The 20271-nt window shown below is 60.8% G+C and carries 19 protein-coding genes and 1 pseudogene; 10 read left to right on the forward strand and 10 right to left on the reverse strand.

Annotation, left to right across the window (positions count from 1 at the left end; all coding sequences use genetic code 11):
* The first annotated feature begins 7 nt into the window (after positions 1 to 7).
* The 4 genes from QF629_01755 (at position 8) to QF629_01770 (ending at position 3574) form a co-directional block, all read left to right on the forward strand.
* Positions 8 to 1597, forward strand: coding sequence for a GMC family oxidoreductase N-terminal domain-containing protein (locus tag QF629_01755; GenBank protein MDP6012260.1), 1590 nt, complete (start codon positions 8 to 10; stop codon positions 1595 to 1597).
* Between the two features lie 78 nt (positions 1598 to 1675).
* A complete protein-coding gene (locus QF629_01760) occupies positions 1676 to 1942 on the forward strand; it encodes a hypothetical protein (GenBank protein ID MDP6012261.1) in 267 nt (88 codons plus the stop codon).
* 5 nt (positions 1943 to 1947) lie between these two features.
* The gene (locus QF629_01765; protein ID MDP6012262.1) at positions 1948 to 2565 is read left to right on the forward strand and encodes a class I SAM-dependent methyltransferase; all 618 of its coding nucleotides are present in this window, start codon (positions 1948 to 1950) and stop codon (positions 2563 to 2565) included.
* 325 nt (positions 2566 to 2890) lie between these two features.
* Positions 2891 to 3574: a hypothetical protein gene (locus QF629_01770; GenBank protein ID MDP6012263.1), complete on the forward strand. Its 684-nt coding sequence runs from the start codon at positions 2891 to 2893 to the stop codon at positions 3572 to 3574.
* 446 nt (positions 3575 to 4020) lie between these two features.
* Here QF629_01770 and QF629_01775 read toward each other — a convergent pair whose 3' ends face one another.
* The 3 genes from QF629_01775 to QF629_01785 all read right to left on the reverse strand — a co-directional run bounded on the left by QF629_01775 (position 4021) and on the right by QF629_01785 (position 6858).
* Positions 4021 to 4806: a 3-ketoacyl-ACP reductase gene (locus tag QF629_01775; protein ID MDP6012264.1), complete on the reverse strand. Its 786-nt coding sequence runs from the start codon at positions 4804 to 4806 to the stop codon at positions 4021 to 4023.
* A 4-nt stretch (positions 4807 to 4810) separates the two neighbouring features.
* Entirely contained in the window at positions 4811 to 5944 is a 1134-nt protein-coding gene (locus tag QF629_01780) for an acyl-CoA dehydrogenase family protein (protein MDP6012265.1), read from the reverse strand.
* A gap of 251 nt (positions 5945 to 6195) precedes the next feature.
* Entirely contained in the window at positions 6196 to 6858 is a 663-nt protein-coding gene (locus QF629_01785) for a TetR/AcrR family transcriptional regulator (protein MDP6012266.1), read from the reverse strand.
* Positions 6859 to 6870: 12 nt separating this feature from the next.
* Here QF629_01785 and QF629_01790 point away from each other — a divergent pair, with 12 nt between their 5' ends.
* Positions 6871 to 7887 (forward strand): Gfo/Idh/MocA family oxidoreductase, encoded by a 1017-nt coding sequence (locus QF629_01790; GenBank protein MDP6012267.1) that lies wholly within the window; start codon positions 6871 to 6873, stop codon positions 7885 to 7887.
* Between the two features lie 505 nt (positions 7888 to 8392).
* Positions 8393 to 8911, forward strand: coding sequence for a cytochrome P460 family protein (locus tag QF629_01795; protein ID MDP6012268.1), 519 nt, complete (start codon positions 8393 to 8395; stop codon positions 8909 to 8911).
* Here the strand turns inward: QF629_01795 and QF629_01800 are convergent.
* From QF629_01800 to QF629_01815, 4 genes are all read right to left on the reverse strand, one after another.
* Positions 8878 to 10569: an NAD(P)-binding protein gene (locus QF629_01800; GenBank protein ID MDP6012269.1), complete on the reverse strand. Its 1692-nt coding sequence runs from the start codon at positions 10567 to 10569 to the stop codon at positions 8878 to 8880. The genes QF629_01795 and QF629_01800 overlap by 34 nt on opposite strands.
* Complete coding sequence (locus QF629_01805) at positions 10566 to 11516, reverse strand: dihydrodipicolinate synthase family protein (protein MDP6012270.1); 951 nt, start codon at positions 11514 to 11516, stop codon at positions 10566 to 10568. Before QF629_01805 ends, QF629_01800 begins: the two co-directional genes overlap by 4 nt.
* A gap of 550 nt (positions 11517 to 12066) precedes the next feature.
* Positions 12067 to 13233 (reverse strand): Gfo/Idh/MocA family oxidoreductase, encoded by a 1167-nt coding sequence (locus QF629_01810; protein ID MDP6012271.1) that lies wholly within the window; start codon positions 13231 to 13233, stop codon positions 12067 to 12069.
* A 2-nt stretch (positions 13234 to 13235) separates the two neighbouring features.
* Positions 13236 to 14009: an enoyl-CoA hydratase-related protein gene (locus QF629_01815; GenBank protein ID MDP6012272.1), complete on the reverse strand. Its 774-nt coding sequence runs from the start codon at positions 14007 to 14009 to the stop codon at positions 13236 to 13238.
* Positions 14010 to 14088: 79 nt separating this feature from the next.
* On the opposite strand from QF629_01815, the gene QF629_01820 reads away from it, so the two are divergent.
* The 3 genes from QF629_01820 (at position 14089) to QF629_01830 (ending at position 16861) form a co-directional block, all read left to right on the forward strand.
* Positions 14089 to 14976 carry an NAD(P)-dependent oxidoreductase gene (locus QF629_01820; GenBank protein ID MDP6012273.1) on the forward strand — a complete coding sequence of 296 codons (888 nt, stop codon included), beginning with the start codon at positions 14089 to 14091 and terminating at the stop codon, positions 14974 to 14976.
* A 22-nt stretch (positions 14977 to 14998) separates the two neighbouring features.
* Positions 14999 to 16189 carry a CoA transferase gene (locus QF629_01825; protein MDP6012274.1) on the forward strand — a complete coding sequence of 397 codons (1191 nt, stop codon included), beginning with the start codon at positions 14999 to 15001 and terminating at the stop codon, positions 16187 to 16189.
* A gap of 234 nt (positions 16190 to 16423) precedes the next feature.
* The gene (locus QF629_01830) at positions 16424 to 16861 is read left to right on the forward strand and encodes a MaoC/PaaZ C-terminal domain-containing protein (GenBank protein ID MDP6012275.1); all 438 of its coding nucleotides are present in this window, start codon (positions 16424 to 16426) and stop codon (positions 16859 to 16861) included.
* 17 nt (positions 16862 to 16878) lie between these two features.
* Here the strand turns inward: QF629_01830 and QF629_01835 are convergent, their stop codons facing one another.
* Complete coding sequence (locus tag QF629_01835) at positions 16879 to 17646, reverse strand: phytanoyl-CoA dioxygenase family protein (protein MDP6012276.1); 768 nt, start codon at positions 17644 to 17646, stop codon at positions 16879 to 16881.
* Positions 17647 to 17717: 71 nt separating this feature from the next.
* Here QF629_01835 and QF629_01840 point away from each other — a divergent pair.
* Positions 17718 to 17842, forward strand: a pseudogene (locus QF629_01840) (IS3 family transposase).
* Between the two features lie 152 nt (positions 17843 to 17994).
* On the opposite strand, the gene QF629_01845 reads toward QF629_01840, so the two are convergent.
* Both QF629_01845 and msrB read right to left on the reverse strand, forming a co-directional pair.
* Complete coding sequence (locus QF629_01845; protein ID MDP6012277.1) at positions 17995 to 19620, reverse strand: sulfatase-like hydrolase/transferase; 1626 nt, start codon at positions 19618 to 19620, stop codon at positions 17995 to 17997.
* 5 nt (positions 19621 to 19625) lie between these two features.
* Complete coding sequence (gene msrB, locus QF629_01850; GenBank protein MDP6012278.1) at positions 19626 to 20042, reverse strand: peptide-methionine (R)-S-oxide reductase MsrB; 417 nt, start codon at positions 20040 to 20042, stop codon at positions 19626 to 19628.
* Positions 20043 to 20271 lie beyond the last annotated feature (229 nt).

The raw sequence follows: 20271 nt of genomic DNA on the forward strand, positions 1-20271 counted from the left end.
TGGCGCGATGCAAGCAGACTACATTATCGTCGGCGCTGGCTCGGCCGGCGCAGCTCTAGCTTATCGTCTCTCTGAAGATCCTGGCACCACTGTCCTGCTCGTCGAGGCAGGTAAGCCCGAACACCCCTACGCCCGCATGCCGGCAAGCTTCGGGCTGTTCATCGATCGGCCCGGCGTCAACTGGTGCTATCGCTCAGAGCCTGAGCCGGGCACCGCCGACCGCGCCATACCGGTACCGCGTGGCAAAATGCTGGGCGGCTCCAGCTCGCTCAACGGCCTGCTTTACGTGCGCGGACAAACGCTCGACTACGATACCTGGGCTCAACTCGGCAATCGCGGCTGGAGCTGGCAGGACGTGGCCAAGATATTCCGCCGGATGGAGGGCTACGACCGAAGCGATAGCGAGGCGCGCGGCAGCGCCGGGCCCCTCGGTATCACCGAGGTTCCGGGCCACATTCCGCTTTATGACGGTCTGTTTGCCGCCGCGGAATCGGTTGGTCTACACCGCAATCTCGACTACAACGGCCCTAACCAGGACGGTATCGCCAAGGTTCAGGCGACCATAAAGAGTGGCCGGCGAATGAGCACCGCAGCGTGTTATCTGCGCCCGGCCAAACGTCGCCCTAATCTTCGCATCGTGACCGAGGCTATGACGCAGAGCCTGCTGTTGGACGGCAAGCGTTGCATGGGCATCGCCTATAAAAAGGGAGGCAGCACCGTCGAAGCACGCTGTGCCAAGGAAGTTATCCTTTCGGCTGGTGCCATCGGTTCGCCACAAATCCTGGAGCTGTCAGGCATCGGCCGCCCCGAGCTATTGCAAGGGCACGGAATCGCAGTCAACCACGAGTTATCCGGCGTCGGTGAAAACTTTCAGGACCATATGCTCTCGCGTGCGCAATGGAAGATTACGGATCCCGAGGCTTCGTATAACGGCACGGCACGCGGCCTGAGAATGCTCGGGCAGATACTCAGATATGCCACGACGGGCGGAGGCTTCCTCAGCCTACCAGCCGCCTGCATGGCGGCCTGGGCAAAGACCAGACCTGAGCTCGAAACGCCCGACGTACAGATGCAGTTCGTTCCCTACTCTGTCGGTGACCTCAAGCGGCGCAAGGTGCATCCTTTTCCCGGCATGGCCGCCGCCTGTTTTCAACTGCGCCCGCAAAGCGTCGGCACCATCCATATCCGCTCGTCCGATGCGCAAGAGCAGCCCGCTATTCGCTTCAATTTTCTCGATGCTGCCGTGGACCGGCAGACTATGGTTGACGGCTTCAAGATCATGCGGAGCATTGTCGAGGCGGAACCCATGGACCCCTACCGCGGCGAGGAACTGATACCCGGCGAGTCTATTCGCAGCGACGACGAGATTGAGAGCTTCATCCGCCAAAAGGCAGAGACCGGCTTCCACCCCGTAAGCACCTGCCGCATGGGCCACGGAGCGGAGGCGGTGGTCGACGACCAACTCCGGGTTCACGGCATGATGAGCCTGCGCGTCGCCGACGCCTCCATCTTCCCGACCATGCCCTCCGGCAATACCAACGCGCCGAGCATTATGGTCGGCGAAAAGGCGGCAGACTTGATCAAGGGCACAGGCTGAGTCTGGTGTTCCACTCGTCTGGCCACCCCAAGTCCTCCCACACGCGCCATCTGCCTCGAGAACAGCGTCTGCTTAGCCTTGGCCCGCGATGGCCGGCACACCTTACATATTGGTCCCGTCATGGCACGCGATGAGGCCTCTGTTGTAGCCCTTGTCGCAGCAACACCCTCCAGCGCGACTCAGCCGATCTCTATCGATGTGCCAGCGCAATACACTGAATTCAAGGCTTTGCTGGCCAACATAGGCTTTGCGCTGCTTTGGAAATTTACCCACATGCACACGGCCATTGCCGATTTTGGCAATCCGCAACGGTGTTTTGCCGTTGCCAGTTCAGAATTTCGCTGACGACGATGACCAAGCACAAGTATCAGCGCATCGCGCGCCTCTACGACCTACTCGACTTGCCATTCGAACGTAGCCGCTATCAGCCCCTGCGCCACCACCTATTCGAGGGCCTCAGTGGCAGGATCCTGGATGCTGGCGTGGGTACGGGCCGTAATATTCCCTTCTATCCCGCCGGTAGCCGCGTCACCGGCATCGACCAAAGCCCCGCCATGCTTGAGCGTGCCGCCCGCCGCCTGGCGCGTATCGGCGGCGATGTGGAACTTCGCGAGACAAACGTCCTCGATACAGGCTTCTCCGACGACACGTTCAATGCCGTGGTCGCCACCTTTCTCTTCTGCGCGCTCGACGAGACTTTGCAGCTGCCGGCCTTGCATGAGCTAGCGCGCATCTGCAAACCTAGCGGCGAGATCCGCATCCTCGAATACCGCTATTCTGACAACCCGCGGAAGCGCTTCATCATGCGCCTGTGGGCGCCCTGGGTACGCTGGGCCTATGGCGCCGGCTTCGACCGCAACACCGAACACCATATGCCGGAGGCAGGATTGGAGATCGTCGAGACCCGATTCTTGCATGAGGACATCATCAAGATAATCACAGCCCGGCCTATCCAAGGTCAATCGTGATGTCCCACAAGGCTTATGTTTTCTTAAGAAATAATATACTGCTATTACAATAACTAATTGTTTTAATATAAAAATATTTACTTTATTAAGTTCACCCACTAGCCTTGATTCGCTACTATCTCGATGCTGTTTGCTAGGCCTATCCATTGCTTACCAACGAGACGCCTTCGTTGCCGCCCACCCCAACCCCTATCATCGTGCCAGCAGCACGGTGCCCCTGACCATTCGTGACGGGGATATTGCGTTCGGCTCGTTGGTCGGTACAAGGTTTGCCACAGACGCCGAGCCCAACTGGTCGGAAATGAAAAGCATGGGAGAATAAGCGATGGCGCTGCTCGGCAATGGCATGATGGTCTTCTGGCACGACTTCGAGGGAGACGAGACCGACTTTCTACACTGGCACTCATACGAGCACATGCCCGAACGCGTTGGCATTGCCGGCTTTCGTCGCGGGAAGCGCTTTGCCGCTGTTGCGGGTGCGCCGAAATATCTGACCTATTATGAGACCGAGTCGGTCGACACGCTGACCTCCGAAGCCTATCTCGCGCGCCTCAACGACCCGACGCCCTGGACCAAGCGCAATTTGGCCGGTTTTCGCAATAGCAACCGAACACTTTGCGCGATCGTCGCGAGCTTTGGCCACGGCCAAGGTGCCGCCATGCTAACCATTCGGCTATCTCCTGAAGCTGGGAAAGAGAGCAATCTGGCACGTTGGTTGACGGATAAAATATTCCCAAATCTGGTCTCCCAGCCTGGTTTTATGGGCGCACACTTGTTGCGTGGCGACGAGGCCGCCAGCCGCACCGAGACCGACGAAAAAGCCTTGCGAGACACCGAAGACGAGGTAGCGGATTGGGCCTTGATGATCGAAGCGATCACGCCGGCTGCTCTGGTGGCCTTACGCGATAGAGCGTTATCCGATTCAGCCCTGGCCGATCACGGCGGACGAAACATAGTGGCAGGCATATACCTGCTGCAATGCAACGTGGCCGAGTTTGATTTGGCGTAGCAACGTTACCCCAACACTCTGTATAGACCGGTCATATCTGCGGCGATGTGGTCGTTGACGTGACAGACAAATATCCAGAAACAGAAATTATCTGGCACACCGGGCGCGACTACGGCACGTCCCCGGGAAAGGTCTCGGCGAGAAACGCCTCAGAGACGGAAGATAAACCTCCTCCGCGTGCGCACTGGCCGTCGTCAGCGCCGAGAGCACGGCGGCAGCGACGGCCAGGCAGGCCGGTTTTTGGGGAGGACCGGCGCATCAGAACTGGTAGTTGATACCCAGATTTAATCTATTGTCATCCTTGCGGAGGTTAGGTGGATTGCGGGCCAAGCTGCCGCTCATTTCTTACTCACAAATGTCCCTTACTTCTAATGCGAATGTGTCGCATTCGCGAATAAGAGTCAAGCGATAACTCGGTAGACTTTCGAGGCGTGAGTAAGGTAGCGCTAAAGCCGGGGTAGTAGCAGACCGCCGTCGACGTGGATAGCTTCACCGACAGTGAAGGGCAGCAGGCCTTGCGCCAGGGTGGCGACCGCCGCAGCCACGTCCTCGGGCTGACCCCAGCGGCGAATTGGCGACAAACCTTCGGCAATCGCCTTATCGTAGGATTCCTTGGCCGGCGCCGTCATATCGGTTTCTATGACCCCCGGACGAACCTGGTAGACACCTACGCCACACTCGGCAAGCCGCAGGGCGAAAAGGCGCGAGACCATGCTCAGGCCCGCCTTGGAGACGCAATATTCACCACGATTGAGAGAGGCCGCTTCAGCATTGACAGAAGTGATGAAAACGATCGAGCGATGCACCCCCACCTCTGCCGCCGGCATGGCAACCAGACGTTTAGCAAAGGCTTGGGTCAGAAAGAACGGCCCCCGCGTATTCACAGACAGGCAGCGGTCGTAGCTTTCCGGCGAGACATCGAGAAGGTCAGCGCGGGCGAGAACTGAGACCCCAGCATTGTTGACTAGGCAATCGAGCCGGCCGAAATGCTCGCTGATACGGTTCAGTAGCCCCTCATGAGCCCTCAAATCCGCGATGTCGGTGGTGAAAGGCGCTGCCCGTCCGCCAGCCGCTTCAACTGCACCGACCGTCCCCGCCAAGTCCTCGCTATAGTCGAGGTCGTTAGCGGCGATATCAAAGCCCGCCGTCGCCAGTGCCACGGCGGTGGCACGGCCGATCCCCCTCTGACTGCCTGTGACCAGCGCTACCGGTCTGCTATCACCGTTCGCCATTGTCTTATCCCCTGAGAAGTTCGCGCGCGATGATGCTACGCTGGATTTGGTTGGTGCCTTCGTAGATTTGCGTAATCTTGGCGTCGCGGTAAAGGCGTTCAACCTCAAAGCCGCGGATATAGCCGCTGCCACCGAAAATCTGCACAGCGTTGGCAGTGTGCTGGACCGCCGCATCACCGGCGAAACACTTGGCCATGGAGCAGGCCATTGTGACACCGTCACCGCTTTCGAGTCGGGCCGCGGCATCGTGAGTAAGCAGCCGTGCGGCGGCGATGTCCTTGGCCATGTCCGCCAGCATCCATTGCAAACCCTGGAAATCCGCGATCGGCTGGCCAAACTGCTTGCGAGTCGGCATGTAGCCGAGCACCGCCTCAAGCGCCGCCTGGGCAATGCCCACGGCAAGGGCGGCAATGCCGACGCGGCCTTTGTCGAGCACGCTCATCATGATGTGAAAGCCCCTACCCTCTTCGCCAAGCAAGGCATCACCTGGCAAGGCTACCGAGTCGAAATGTAGCGCGCCCACCTGGGACGCGCGTTGGCCCATCTTGTGCTCCTTCACGCCCCTGCTCACGCCCTCCTCTGCCAGGTCGACAATGAAGATGCTCATGCCGCGCTTACCTGCCTCGGGATCGGTGCGCGCCAGCACGAAGCCGAGTTCTGCCACCGGCGCGTTATGAATCCAGATCTTTGAGCCGGAGAGCCGCCAGCCGTCGCCGTCGCGCTTCGCCAGGGTCTTGATGCCGGACACGTCGGTGCCCGCCTCCGCTTCGGTAATACAGTAGGCAACGCGTTTGTCAGCTGCGAGCACGGAGCCAAGATGCTCTGCCTTCTGCGCTGGTGTGCCGTGGCGCGTCAGCAAGGTCGCGATCAGTTCAACTAACCCACATTGATCGGCGACCGAGCTATAGCCCCGTGACAACTCCTCCATGACGATGGCATAAGCCAGCGCATCCATGCCAATGCCGCCGGCATCTTCTGGTGCCGTGATACCAAACAGGCCAAGCTCCGCCATCTGGGCATAGATCTCGGTCGGAAAGCGCTCCTCCTGATCGAGAGATTCCGCCGCGGGACGGATCACATCGTCGGCGAAGCGCTGCGTGGTGGCACGTATTTGCCGATGTTCGTCGGTTTCGCGCATGGCCCCCTCCCGACGGCCGAATTCAAGCGTTCCAGCGACCGCAACTTAATGTAACTATTTAGTTACTTAAGTACCCGATAAGCTTTCTGCCGGCAAGCGGAAACATCATGGCCAGACACGCAGATCAGCTGCGTTATTGATCGAGGGTGGTACCATCGTCGATAGCATAGGCTTCGCACACTGCATCTTATTTGCCTAATCCGAAAACTCGCCCGGAGAACCCGTCCTGTCCGAACAGGTTCAACTACGCCTCAGGGCCGCAGATAGCCGAGCACCGTATCGACGATATGGGTGAGACGCGCATCTAGTTCCTTCTCTGCCATCAGGTCTCGATCAAAAAGGATCGAAGAGGTATATCGATTAGTCAAATAATAATATCCCAGCGCCGCAATACTCATAATAATCTGCACAGGATCAATACCGCCGCGGAACGAGCCGTCGGTTTCGCCGCGCGAGAGAATATCGCCGACCATGGCGACAAACGGCGCGTGCAGGTCGCGGATCACGATAGAACCCTCCAAATGCCGTGCCTTGTGTAGGTTCTCGCTATTAACCAGACGCAGAAACTCCGGATTTTCTAGATAATAATTCCAGGTAAACGTGACCAAGGTACGGATCGCCTCAACGGGTTCCAAATGCTCCAGTTTCAAGGCCTTCTCGGCATCACGAATATCGGCATAGGCTGCCTCGAGTACGGCAAGAAAGAGATCGTCCTTGCCGCCGAAATAATGGTAGAGCATACGTTTGTTGACACTCGCCCGTAGGGCGATGCCATCAACCCGCGCACCACCCAGGCCAAGCTCAGAGAACTCGGCCTTAGCCGCATCGAGAATGCGCGCACGGGTGCGCACCGGATCGCGCGCGGGGGCCACATCGGACTTGGCGTTAGCGCTCATGCCTGAGGTTATAAACATGGAGAGACCCAAGTGAAACGGCGTATCGGCCTCATCGGACTCGGATTCGGCGCCCCGGCGCATGCACGCAGTCTTATCGACCTGTCGGAAAGCGTGGACGCGATCGCAGCGAGCCGTACACAGGAGCGCTGTGACGCCTTCGCGGCCCAGTACGAGCTGCCGACCACTACCGATATCAACGGGCTTTTTGAGAACCCCGATGTTTCCGCTCTCATCATCGTGACCCCGCCGGATACACACCTTGCCCTGGTCGAGCGCGCCGCCGCCGCCGGTAAACACATCCTACTGGATAAGCCACTGGCAACGACTACCGACGACGCAGCACGCGTCGTCGAGGTTACACGCAAGGCTGGCGTAAAGCTCGGAGTGGTGGTGCAAGGGCGCTTTCGCGACTCCAGCTTGCGCGCGCGTGAGCTAATCGAGGCTGGCGCGCTTGGCGAGATCTGCATGGCTACGGTGAGTGTGCCATGGTGGCGTGAGCAGAGCTATTACGACGCGCCGGGCCGCGGCACTTATGCGCGCGACGGCGGCGGCGTTCTGATTACCCAAGCGATCCACCTGATCGATCTGTTCCAGAGTCTCACCGGAGGCATCGCAGAAGTCGCGGCAGTTGCCGCACGAACCGCGATGCATGAGCTCGAGGCAGAGGATTTTGTCGCAGCCGGGCTTGTACTGACGAACGGTGCGCCGGGAAATCTGCTCGCTACCACTGCGTTCTATCCAGGCGCCAGCGACCGTATCGAGATCGTCGGCACGAAAGGTACTGCCATTCTTATCGAAGAATGGCTGGAGGTGCACTATCAGGACGGCACGAGCGAGATCGCCGGCAAGCCGGCGGCGAAGGGCGGACTCCGTGCCAACACGGCTGAGATGTCGCACGAGCCCCATCGCGGGCTGATCACAGATTTCCTCGAAGCCCTGGACAAGGACCGTGACCCTGGCGTTACCGGCGAGGAGGTCCTAGAGGTACACCGCATCATTGACGCCCTGCTTGAATCCGGGCGCAAAGGGCGCAGGATATCCCTTTAACGAGGGACAACCATGGCTGACAGGAGATCCCGGGCTGATGCTCATCGACAAAGGCCCGTGCACGTCGCCACCTCGTGAGCCTTCCACGTGCGCCGTGACGACATCTCAATGATCCAGATCGACGGCGTACTGGGTAGCACCGTCGTCGGGTTGTAGGGCTGCTAACCTCAACAACGCACCGCCTCCTTAACCCCGATCCCAACAAGCGCCACGACTTCCATTCGGATTGACAGTTCGTGCCCGACAACGGCACCTTCGCAAGCACCTTCAAGATCCGGTGACAGCCGTTCGTGCGTCACTTCATGGAAGATTTTCCCTTCCCTTGGGATCTACTGGCGAGCGCCAAGGGTGTCTAGCTTGCTGAATGCGCTCTGCAAAGCCCCGATCAACGCCAGTGGGTGAAAGTTTCTAATATTCCCGCCTGATTAAGCTTGGCTGTCGCGTTGCTGTCGACGATTATCGCGCCCGGCCCATAGCCTCAAACAGGGAGAACAAGAACATGGCCATGATGACGAGATTCTTGATTGCCATTATCACCGCGGCGGGCATCACCACCGCGGCGTTAGCCGGCCCCGAACGGATCACTTTTCCGAACGACTATCGGGACAACTTTGTGCAGTACTATGCTGGCGAGCGCGCCAACGGAAAGCAGTATGCGATCATATTTGCCAACCCCGTGGCGGCAAAGGCGGCCGAGGGCAGCGGTACCCTACCAAAGGGCTCGCAGATCGTGATGGAAATCTATAAGCCGCAGAGGAACGCCAACGAGGTGGTCTTCCGCGATACCAACGATGCCCTAATTCCAGGAGAGCTTGCGGCCATCGCCGTGATGGAAAGCCAGGCCGGCTGGGGTGAGGCCTATGACGACGAGCTGCGTAACCGTGATTGGGATTTCGGCCTTTTCACACCGTCTGGTGAAATCAAGAAAAACGACTCGACCGCCTGCCTTGAATGTCATGTTGGCTACGGCGACAGCGCCCACATGCACACCTACGACGCTCTAGTCGAGAACGCCGCCGAGTAGGCACTGGCGACCGCCGCGCTGGCCTTGCCTGGCGCGGCGGCATCTCCGATTACTGTGATCTCCTTGCCCAATCGTCGCTGCAGGCTCTCGCCTGTGGCGATGCGGGCACGGTAGTAGAGCCAGTCACGCACATCATCACGTGAGAATAGCCTCCGCAAAACGGGCCAGCGGGCAAGTGACATCGCCAGCCGTACCGGCGCCAAGCGATAGCGCGCACCGGTGGCCAGAACGATGCGATCGAAGCCATCTAGAATGTCTGTTTCAGTGAAGGGATCGGCACCAAGGTGAAAATCGACGCCATTAGCACAGCAAATATTAACAAGAGAGCCGATATAGGTATCAAAGACATCTTCGGCTGATTCAACTTCTTGAAACAACGGAGCCTTTGCCGCCAACCGCAAGGCGCCGCCGAGCCGGCTGTCGCGCTCGAAGACGGTGACGGTGTTGCCCTCCGACACCAGGGACGCGTAGGTCAGTCCAGCCGGGCCGCCACCAACCACGGCAATGCGCTCATTGTGCGGTGATATACTAACGCCCTCTAGTTCGCTTTCGCGCCCCATGGCGGGATTGACGATGCAGGATAGCGGCGCCCCACCGCGCATGCTATCAACGCAGGAATTGCAGGAGAGACAGCGGCGCACGGGCTCCCCGGCGCGCACCTTGCGCGGCCAGTCAGGATCTGCAAGCAGGGGCCGACCGAGGGCAACGAAGTTCGCCTTGCCCTCGGATATTGCCGCCTTGGCGAGTTCCGGATCGCCGAGCCGCGCCACTGCAATAACCGGCACAGCGATCCGTGCTTTTACTTGCGTCGCGAAATCGAGAAAGGTGGCCTCCGCCATGGCCATGGGCGGGATCATTATGCTCGGTGGCTCGGAGCGGTAGTGCCCGGCGGTAACGTGAATAGCGTCGGCGCCACGGGCGGCTGCCCATTTAGCAACCTGTATGCCGTCACTAAGGGGCATGCCGTGTGAGAAAAAGTCTTCAACCGTCAAACGATAGATTAGGGCCAGGTCCGGGACCGCCGATTTAATATGCGCGAGAATATCGAGACCGAAGCGTGCGCGGTTCTCGAGGCTGCCGCCATAGGCATCGTCGCGGAAATTCTCGGCGGGACAGAGAAATTGCGAGATCAGATAACCATGCGCGGCGTGTATCTCTACTGCGTCGAAGCCGGCGATACGGGCGCGCTCGGCGGCGGCAACGAAGGCCGCCGTAGTCTCCTTTATCCGACCCAGGCTCATCGCTTTCGGGACGATGGTCTCCATGGTGCCTTCGAAGACGTCATGGGGCACGGCTGAGGGTGCGATTGGTGTCTCACCGCAAATATCGACCCGCGTATGCCCGCCGCCGTGACCGAGCTGGATGGCCGCACACGCACCCTCGGCCTTGATCGCCGCGGTCAACCGCTGCAGACCCGGCAGATAGCAATCATGATAGATGCCAAGCTCACGATGACGGTGACGCCCCACCGCCTCAGGAGAGGCCATCTCCACGGTGATAAGGCCCACACCGCCGCGCGCGCGAGCACGAAAATAAGCAATGGTAGATTCCGTGACCTCGCCGTCAGCGCTGGCGCTGCGCGTCGTCATGGACGGCATGACGATCCGATTGGGTAGGTTCAGCGGCCCGATCTGCCCCGGGCTGAACAGATTGCTCACTCGGCGGCTTCTGCTAAAGCCCCTTCCCTGCCGATACCGGCCTCGCCGAGGGCCGCTTGCAGGCGGGCGATCTCGTCTGCCGGCAACTTCATCAGCGGCGGCCGCACCACCGCCTTGTCGAGCCGGCCGAGCAGCACCAGACATTCCTTCATGCGATTGTGCATGTCGAGGAAGGGCGGCGCATAGAAGGCCTGTACCATCGGGTAGATGCGATCATTGATGGCCTGCGCACACGCCAAATCCTTCGCCTGCACCGCCTCGAACAGCGCCACCTGCAGATCGGCGATGACACTTCCCGCGCCCGACAATAGCCCACCCGCCCCCATGGTCAGTGAACTCATCAGCCAAGCGCTATGCGTCGTCAGCACGGTCACCGGCCTCGGTAGATCGGGCAGAGTTCGGCTGTGCTTCTCGTGCAGCATGGGTTCGGAGCACCAATCCTTAATGGCGACGATGCTGGTGATCCTATCCAGCAGCGAAAGCAACGTCTCGAAGGGATAGCCAAGCCCGCTCGCCGCCGGATATTGGAACAGTATCATCGGCAAATCGGTGGCCGCCGCGATAGTCTCAAAATGGGCTTGCGCCATCTCAGGGCGCAGCTGCCCGCCCATGCTCATAGAATTGGGCGGAAAAACCAGCAAGCAGGAGGCACCCGCCTGCTCAGCCATCTTCGCAATGCGCGCCGCCTCGTGGCTACCATCGGCATAGACGCCATTGATCAGCGGCACTTTGTCGCCGACCTCGTCTAGCGAGAAATCCAAGATGCGCTTCTGCTCATCAAAGGAGCAAGCATGCACCTCGGAAGCATGGCCGTTGACAGTCGCCGCCGTGACGCCAGAAATTAGCGCGCAATCGCGCAAATGCTTGCGCGAGCTTACCTCGTCGATAGCGTAGTCCTCGTCGAAGGCCAACAATGTCGCAGGAATAACGCCGTGCGGGCGGTACATGGCTCGTCCTCCGTATCGTCTATGCGGCAACAACCCCGAGTATAAGCCGGTCCGCATCCCGATTTCACGCTCATTCCGCGACGCGGAAGCCGATATCGCTGTAGCGCTTTGCCTGAGGACCCCAACCACGCGCGGTCGATCGTAGGAAGGGCGGATTGCTCAGACAGGGGCCATCACGCAGAGTGCGCGAGCTACAATCCCCCGCCAACTGCGCTGAGCCGTCGCCAAGCCCAACGGAGTAGCTGTCATGGTAACAATTCTCGACCCCCCCAGACATTCCCAAGCATATCGTGCGGCCCGAAGCTGTTGCCGAAATAGCGGCCGGCCGATGCGGTGTTCGCGGCACCATCGTCACAGGCGGCACTGTCCCATGCCCAGCTCGGGTAGGCCCACAACGTAGCGCGATCGGCCCCATTGGCGTTACGGCATTGTCCTCTTGCCGCATCTCGATGCGGCCAATGGTACAAGAGTCGGCGCGATCACCCCAATGCGCTACAACCCGGCAACGCGCAAAAGCTCAAGGTGCCGGACCTCTCACTTTCATTGCTCCTCAGAATGCTGTCACGTCAACTTCCGCGCCCTTGCGCTCTGCCGAGAGGTAGGCACTGTAGACGGTTGAGATGCAGTTCGCGGCGAGCCGGGAATCGCTTTCGACGTCATCGCCATAGGCTACGGTACGATAGAACGCCTCAATTTCCTGTGGGAAACCTGTGGTGTGATCCTCGTCGGGTGCGGTTGGGGCCCAGCCCTGCTTGGTGCCGATCTTCTCCACCACGTAGATATCGTCGAACGCCGCCTCGACCGGGTTGTAGGTCTCCATCGCCGTATTGGGATTGATGTTGCAGCGGGCGCGGTGATTGTTAGCGCAGACATCGAGCCAGTTGTGGATTCCGCCCATGACGATCTCGGAAGCGTAGATGTCGGCTATCGCGCCGTCCTCGAAAACCACGTGCATGACCGAGAAATCCTCGATGTCGTGGTAGTCGCTACGCAAGTGGCCTTCGTCGCGATAGGCCGCGAGCTTGGTGATGGCGTGGGTGCGGGCGCTGACCGCCGCGGGGCGTATCGCCTTGCCGTCACGACTTAACCCCTCGACACGCTTCAGGTAGAGCGCCGCGGTGAGCGGGTGACAACCCTTGCCGATCATCGAGCCGCCGCCGCCAAGGTGCGAGAAGCCATAGGCCTCAGCATGCGAGCCCGAATGCGCCTCCTCACCATGCATCCAGAGGATCTGCGCGCCGGTCTTCTCGAGGATCTCGCGCTCTTTCTGGATCGACGGTGCGTAGACCCAGTTCTCGGCATAGAGAATGCGACCGGCACTCACAGCCTCAGCTTCGAGCATGCGCTGAATGCTGGCAAGCGCCCCGGTCAGCTCTAACTCCTTGGGCGCATCCCCATCACCGAACGAGCCAGTCAGCGGCTTCTCCACGATGACATGTTTGCCCTTAGCCAGCGCCGCGACAGCCAGCGGTTCGTGCGTTGCGGGCGGCGTGCAGATATGCGTCACGTCCGCCAGGTCGATGACCGCCTCGGCGCTGGCGAGCACATCAAGGCCGTGGACCCCGGCAAAGTGCCTGGCATTGGCCTTGGTCGGTGAATACACGCCGACAATCTCGACATTTGTGCCGTAGACGCGGGCCGCCGCCTCTATGTGCAGGCTGGCTGCAAAGCCCGAGCCGATGAGGCCAGCGCGGACCGTCTTCTTAGTCTTGCGCATTTTCACCTCCCCTTGAATACCGGATCGCGCTTCTCTTTGAAGGCCGTCATGCCCTCGATTCTGTCCTCGGTCTCGAAAGCACGGCAGACCGCCTGGCGCTCCATGACTGTGCCGGCAGCAAGCGAGGTCTCATAGGCCGCGAGCACGGCCTGCTTGGCCATGCGCAAGGCTACCGGCGGCTTGGCGGCGAGCACTTGGGCCAAGGCCATCGCCTCGTCGCAGGCTGTACCGGGCACCACCAGCTTGGAGACCAGCCCGGCCGCGAGGGCGGTCCGCGCGTCGATCGGCTCGCCGCCCATGATCATCAGCATAGCTAGCGGCTTGCCGGCGATGCGCGTCACCCGTTGTGTACCGCCGTCGCCAGGCAACACGCCGATATCGATCTCGGGCTGGCCGAAGCGAGCATCCTCTGCCGCAACGATGACGTCGGCCAGCAGCATTAGTTCGTGCCCGCCACCGAAGGCAAAGCCCTCCACGGCAGCAAGTAGGGGTTTGGGAAAACGCTCGATGCGCGCCCAGTCTGCGTTACGTCCGACATTGTCGAGCGCATCGATGCCGTTGGCGATGAACTCCTTGATGTCGGCACCAGCCGAGAATACGCCATCGCTGCCGGTGATCACCGCGCAACGAACAGCATCGTCACCGGCCGCGACGCTCAGCGTTTCTGCAATGGCGTGGATCAGCTCGCCGCTCAGGGCATTGCGCTGGCGTGGGCGGTTGAGGGTTAGCAGAAGCACGCCCTCGTCTCGCAACAATTTGGTTAGAACGTCTGTCATGGAAATCCTCCCTTCCCCTAGCATATACCAAGGCCTATTGGTTACGCTCCATGCGATGGCCTGAAGGGAGCGCGACGCGATGAGCAATCAAAAACCGAATCTCGGTTATATTGGCCTCGGCATGATGGGCGGACCGATGGCGCTGCGCCTCGCCAATGCCGGCTTTCCGCTCAGCATCTGGGGCCGGAGCCCGGCCAAGCTCGAAGCCGCCAAGGCGGCGGGCGCTCGCGCCGTGGAGACCGCGGCCCAGGTGGCGCGCGACGCGGATATCGTTTTCACTTGCCTGTCCGATACGGAAGCGGTGGAGGCCGTAGTATTCGGTGAGAACGGGCTGGCCACCGGTGCCGGGCCAGGCAAGCTGCTCGTCGACATGTCCTCGATCCGCCCAGAGGCCGCGCGCGATATGGCCGCGCGGTTGCGCGACAAAACCGGCATGGGCTGGATCGACGCGCCGGTCTCTGGTGGTGTCGCCGGGGCCGAGAGCGGCAAGCTGACGGTAATGGCCGGCGGCAGCGAGGCGGACTTCGCGCACGCAGAGCCAATTGTCGCGCATCTCGCCCAGCGCTTCAGTCTTATGGGCACGAACGGAGCCGGCCAGGCGACCAAGCTCATCAACCAGGTCCTAGTCGGCTGCGTGGTTGCGGTTCTGTCGGAGGCCGCAGCGCTTGCCACGCGCGCCGGCATAGATGCCGCGCGGATTCCCGAAGCGCTGGCAGGGGGTCGCGCGGATTCCTTGCTCCTGCAACAGTTCTTTCCGAAGATGGTCGCCGGTGACTTCTTCGTCGAAGCCCATATCCGCACCATGCTCAAGGATCTCGACACCGTTCTGGCGCTGGCGCGCGAAACCACCACGGCAATGCCGATGACAGCGACGGCGCTCGAGTTGCACCGCCTCATGGTGCAGCGCGGTCACGGCGACGAGGATGGCACCGCGCTCGCCACCCTCTATTTTGATACACCCGTCTGACAACCTTTCAAGGAACAAAGCCATGACCATGCTCGACGGCATCCGCGTGCTCAGCTTCAATCATTTCCTACTCGGACCGATGGGCATGCAGGTGCTCGGCGATCTCGGCGCCGACGTCATCGCGGTAGAGCCCGTGAGCGGCGGCTTCCAGCGCAAATGGAGCGGCGCTAACCGGCGCGCGGATGGGGAATCTCTGCTGCACCTCTGCGCCAACCGCAACAAGCGCAATATCGCGATCGACTTAAAGTCCGAGGAAGGCAAGGAGATTGTGCACCGGCTGATCGCCAAGAGCGACGTGATCTGCGAGAACTTCCGCCCCGGCGTGATGGACAAGTTCGGCTTCGGCTACGAAGACGCTAAGAAAATCAATGCCGGCGTCATCTATGCCTCGGCTTCGGGCTATGGTGGCGACGGTCCCTACCGCGAGCGCCCGGGCCAAGACCTCGTGGTACAAGCCATGTCGGGCCTGGCTATGATCAACGGCAACGACCAGCAAGCACCGATCCCGGTGGGCGTCTCAGCCGTCGATCACCACGGCGCACAAATTCTCGCCATGGCGATCCTCGCTGCGCTGGTGCGCCGCGGGCGCACCGGAGAGGGCTGTCGTGTGGAGGTGGACCTGCTTTCGGCGGGCCTCGACATACAATGCGAGTCCCTGGTCTGCTGGGCCAATGGGGAACCGGTATCACTAAGGCCGCCGGCCAATATCGCGGGCTGGTACTATGCGGCGCCCTACGGTATCTACGAGACTGCGGACGGTCACATGGCCATCTCGCTTGGCGCCATGGAAACTCTCGCCACGGCGATCGACTTGCCGGCACTTGCGGATTTCTCGGATGCCGAGACCTTCAGCCGCAACCGTGAGATCGCAGCGTTGATTCAGACGCAGGTCGCCGGTTGGTCTAACGATGAGATCGAAGCGCGGCTCGAAGCCCAGTCCCTATGGTATGCGCGGGTCAATGATTACGCGGCGGTGATGACTGACCCACAGGTCGTGCATAACGGCTCGTTCATGACCGTGGACGGTGCCAACGGCGAGCCCATTACCCTGCTCGGCCATCCCGCGCGCTATGACGGCAAACGGCCCGGCGTACGTCGTCCGCCGCAGCCCATCGGCGCCCAGACAGCGGAAGTACTGGGAGAGATTGGCTACGACGATGCGGCCATCGCGGCCATGGCAGGGGCAGGTAGCATAGCCGTTTCCGATTCATGAGCCAGGCAAGATCTATGGCTGCTTTTCATACGGTAGACAGCGACCACGGCACCGGTCACATCACCGGTAAGAAAATAGCATCGTGAGGCCATGGGAGATTCTTTTAGGCTACGGACGAGGGCCGTTGGATCATCACAACTAAAACTAATTAGTTACTTAATGCCATAGCGGATTGCGCCTCGCCACGCATTCGCCATTATGCTTTTCTCGAGCCTCAAATGATGGAGCCATCACATGTCAGATTTCCATGTCGCCATCGGTGACATCGTATCGTTCTCGAAGACGGTCGGCGAGTCCGACGTGTACGGCTTTGCCGGTATTACCGGCGACTTTGCCAACGTGCATGTCAACGACCAGTACATGAAGGGCTCCGCCTACGGCCAGCGCATCGCCCACGGCGTGCTGCTAATGGGCTACATGTCCACCACGTCTTCGATGATGATCGACAAGTCCGGCAGTGAGAGCAGCGACGAGACCGCCGTCTCGCTCGGCTACGACCGGGTGCGCTTTATCGCCCCAGTGTTCATCGGCGACACCGTTACCGTGACCTATCAGATCAAGGATACTGATACCGAGCGACGTCGCAGCCGCTCCGATGTCACGGCGATCAACCAGCACGGCGACACGGTCGCGGTCGCCGAGCACATCATGAAGTGGGTGAAGGACGCCTGACAGCGAAGCTCAGCGCCTCATACTCTGAAGGTTTCCTTCGTGCGAGCCTCCTGCGCCTGGTTGGGCGGGTAGCTCTGCCATTTGTCATGATAGTATCGGGCGCGCATGTCACCGTCCGAGGCCCGGTTGAAGGTCAGAAATACGTTGCGTCGACTACGGCTGCCCGTGTTGGCTGGGGATCCGTGCGGCACATAGCAGTCGAAAAAGATCACGTCGCCGGGGTCGGCCTCCAACAGCACGTATTCGTCTGCGGGCTCATAGGGTGGGTCGGCCTCGGTCAGGGGCTGCCATTCCTCCGTCATCAGCGCTCTTTTGTAGTTGCCTGAGCACATGAAACTCAAGGCGCCATTGTCGAGGCGGTTCTCGTCTACCGCGATGCCCATGGTGATGAAAAAATCGCAGTAGGTATTCCAACCGGCGGCTTGATCTTGGTGCAACTGGTCGGGGCGGCAGCCGGGAAGCTTGTAGTTGACTTTCTCCTTGAACAGCAGCGGCGCTTCACCGAGAAGCTGGGCGAGACAGTCTTCGGTCTTATCCGAGATCAGCAGGTCTGATGCGACGCGGTTATGGTCGCCGATCACGTTTTCGATTCGCACCAGGATATTCTCGTCGCTGATAGGGCTAATTTCGTAGTACTTGGCTTCCTCACCGGAGGCAGGCTGCTTGTCGCGCAGCTCGTCCAGCCAGGCGGAGATCTGCGCCACTTCCGAGGGATTGAAAAACCCCTTGATGACGAAGAACCCTTTTCCCTTGAACGTATTCACCTGTCCCTGAGTCAACGCCATCCTGGAGCCCCCCCCCAACAACACATGCGAGTACCGTTTGATACTCGACTCGGATGCGAACGGGCTTGATTTCGATCAAAGACAAGCGGGTCGAGTGTCTGTGGCAACGTGAGGGGCTAAAAGTGCACCCCAGAAACCCAGGAAGGGCCAGCTTTGGCTCAGCGACGGATCCTGTATCCGTCTCAAGCCAGAATATCGTGCCTTGCGCACGGCGCTCGGCTCGACAGCCTTCGCAATTAGCTTTGAGGCCACCACCGACCTCACCCTTTAACGCGAGAAGTCGAGCCCAAAACCCGCCCGTAAGCCTCCGCCCCGGTGAAACTGGGGAACCCGGCACCAAATTTTCCGTTACTCAACGGCGATGAGCTCCAGCCATTCGCTCCAGCGGGGCGTTTCACCGGCATAGCCGACCCGCACGCGGTAAGGGCCATTTGGCGCCACCCAGGTCTGCCAGTAGCGACGGTCTATGGCGCCGAAATCGTAGACCGTGCCGCTAACTGGAATCTCGCCTTCCAGCAAGCCGGCGCCGTCGCGATAGCGGTAAGCGAGCACATAATCGGCCTCGGCCGGCCCCTGCCATTCCAGTGAGAAGCGCCCGCCGATGCGGTCGTAGCCGAAGACGCCGCTGGCCGATGGCCGCAGCCAGCGTGGCCGCGAGCCAGCACCGGTGCCAGCGGTCTTCACCGCAAGCGGTAAGGCCTGTGCGCGCTCCGCCGCAAGGCCTTTCAGCATGGACGTGACGACATCCGGATAGGCAGCGGCAACATTCGCGCGCTCGCCGGGATCAGCATCGAGGTCGTACAGGGCTGTGCCCTCGCCCGGTTCGCTCAGCTGCAGCTTCCAGCGCCCCTCACGGCGAGCATAAATCATCGCCGCCGGATGGTCAGGCTCGGGCTCAGAATAGCCGGCGCCACTAGTGACGCCGTTCCATGCCCGCGCACCCGGCAACCGCAGCAGGTCCGCACCACCAAGGATTGCCGGCAAGGGCTGACCTAGCAGGGCCAGCAGCGTCGGCATGATGTCGCGATGATCGCTCGGCCCGTCGATTACGCTGCCCGGCGGCGACCCGGAGACGCTAGGGGGCAGAAAAAGGATCAACGGCAATCGCACCACCTCCTCGTACAGGTGCCCGGCAAGTGTGGTCGAGGCGTGCCCCACCTCGCCGCGCTCGAGCAGCTCCTCGCCATGGTCGGCGGTGACCACGACCACTGTGTTGCGTGCCAAGTTGGTCTCTTCGAGCACGGCCCAGAGCCCAGCGAACCATGCATCGAACTCGGCAATACCAGCCTCGTACAAGGCCCGTATCGCCGGCAGCTCATCGGCCTCGAAGACCACCGTTCCGGTCTCCAGACGGCCGCGCTCACGCAAAGCGGCGAAACGCTCGTCCGCCTCGCGCCCGGGCGGCAACAGGGCCCGCCAATCGACGTCAAAATCCGAGCTGGGGCGATAGGGAAGATGGCTGTGGAGGTAGTGGTACCAAAGGACAAACGGCTCACCGGTCGCGGCCCGCGCCCTCAGCCAATCGTGCGGCTGCTGGCCAACCTCACCCACCACGCCCTCGCGGCTGAGCCCCAGCTGGTTGAACAGCGGAATGCGCATGAAGGCCTGCAGACCGGCCACTCGCCAGCCCTGATCAGCGAGAGTTTCTAACGGCAGTTCTTGTTGTTCATCAATTAGTTGTCCACGGCTATGAACGTTATGCTGTAACGGAGACAGGCCAGTCAGCAAGGTCAAGACATTGGATCCGGTCCAGGCCGAAACCGCCCGATGGGCGTTGTAGCGAATGCCGTTTCGCACCGCCAGACGCAGCAGCCCGGGCGCTGCGGCGAGGGCGTCGGCACGGAAGCTCTCGACCGTCAACACCAGCACATTAAGCGGCGCCTGCGGTCCGTCCTCCCGTTCCACGCGCGCCACCAGCGCCAGAACGACAAAAAGGCCAGCAACCGCCAGCCACGGCAGGGCGCGGCGCAGCATGCGGTTCAGCCCGAGGGGTCGAACGTCAGCGATGCTGAGTTTAGACAGTAGCGTAGGCCGGTCGGCGCTGGGCCGTCGTCGAAGACATGCCCGAGATGGCCGTCGCAGCACCCGCACACTACTTCCGTGCGGATCATGCCGTAGCTGGTGTCGCGCTCGGTCGCCACGGGCGCATTGGCAATGGGTTGGCTAAAGCTCGGCCAGCCGGTACCGGAATCGAACTTGTCTGCCGCATCGAACAACAGCTCGTTGCAGCAGACGCAACGGTAAACCCCGGGCGTCTTGGTATCCCAGTATTTGCCACTAAACGCAGGCTCCGTACCTTTGCGGCGCGCCATCTCATATTGCTCGGGCGTCAGGCGCTGCCGCAGCTCCGCCTCGTCTATAACGATCCTTTTGCGGGTCTTGACGTCATCGACCATCGTCACCTCCACCTCGTGGCATGGCGCCATTGTGACGCTTGGCAGGCGGCTAGTGAAGTGCGGTGCGGGCCTGAGGTGCTTTCGCGGATGACATCGCAGACGCCGACCCAGAAGCCCGGCTTCTTTCGGCACTCAAACACGCATGGAGCTGTTGGCGGACAGAGCAACATGACCCAAGCGCAGCCGGCCTACGCTGGCGCATCAAGATGTCGGCCCCGCTTCGCGTGGC

The organism is Alphaproteobacteria bacterium, assembly GCA_030739735.1.
Lineage (GTDB): Bacteria > Pseudomonadota > Alphaproteobacteria > UBA7887 > UBA7887 > UBA7887.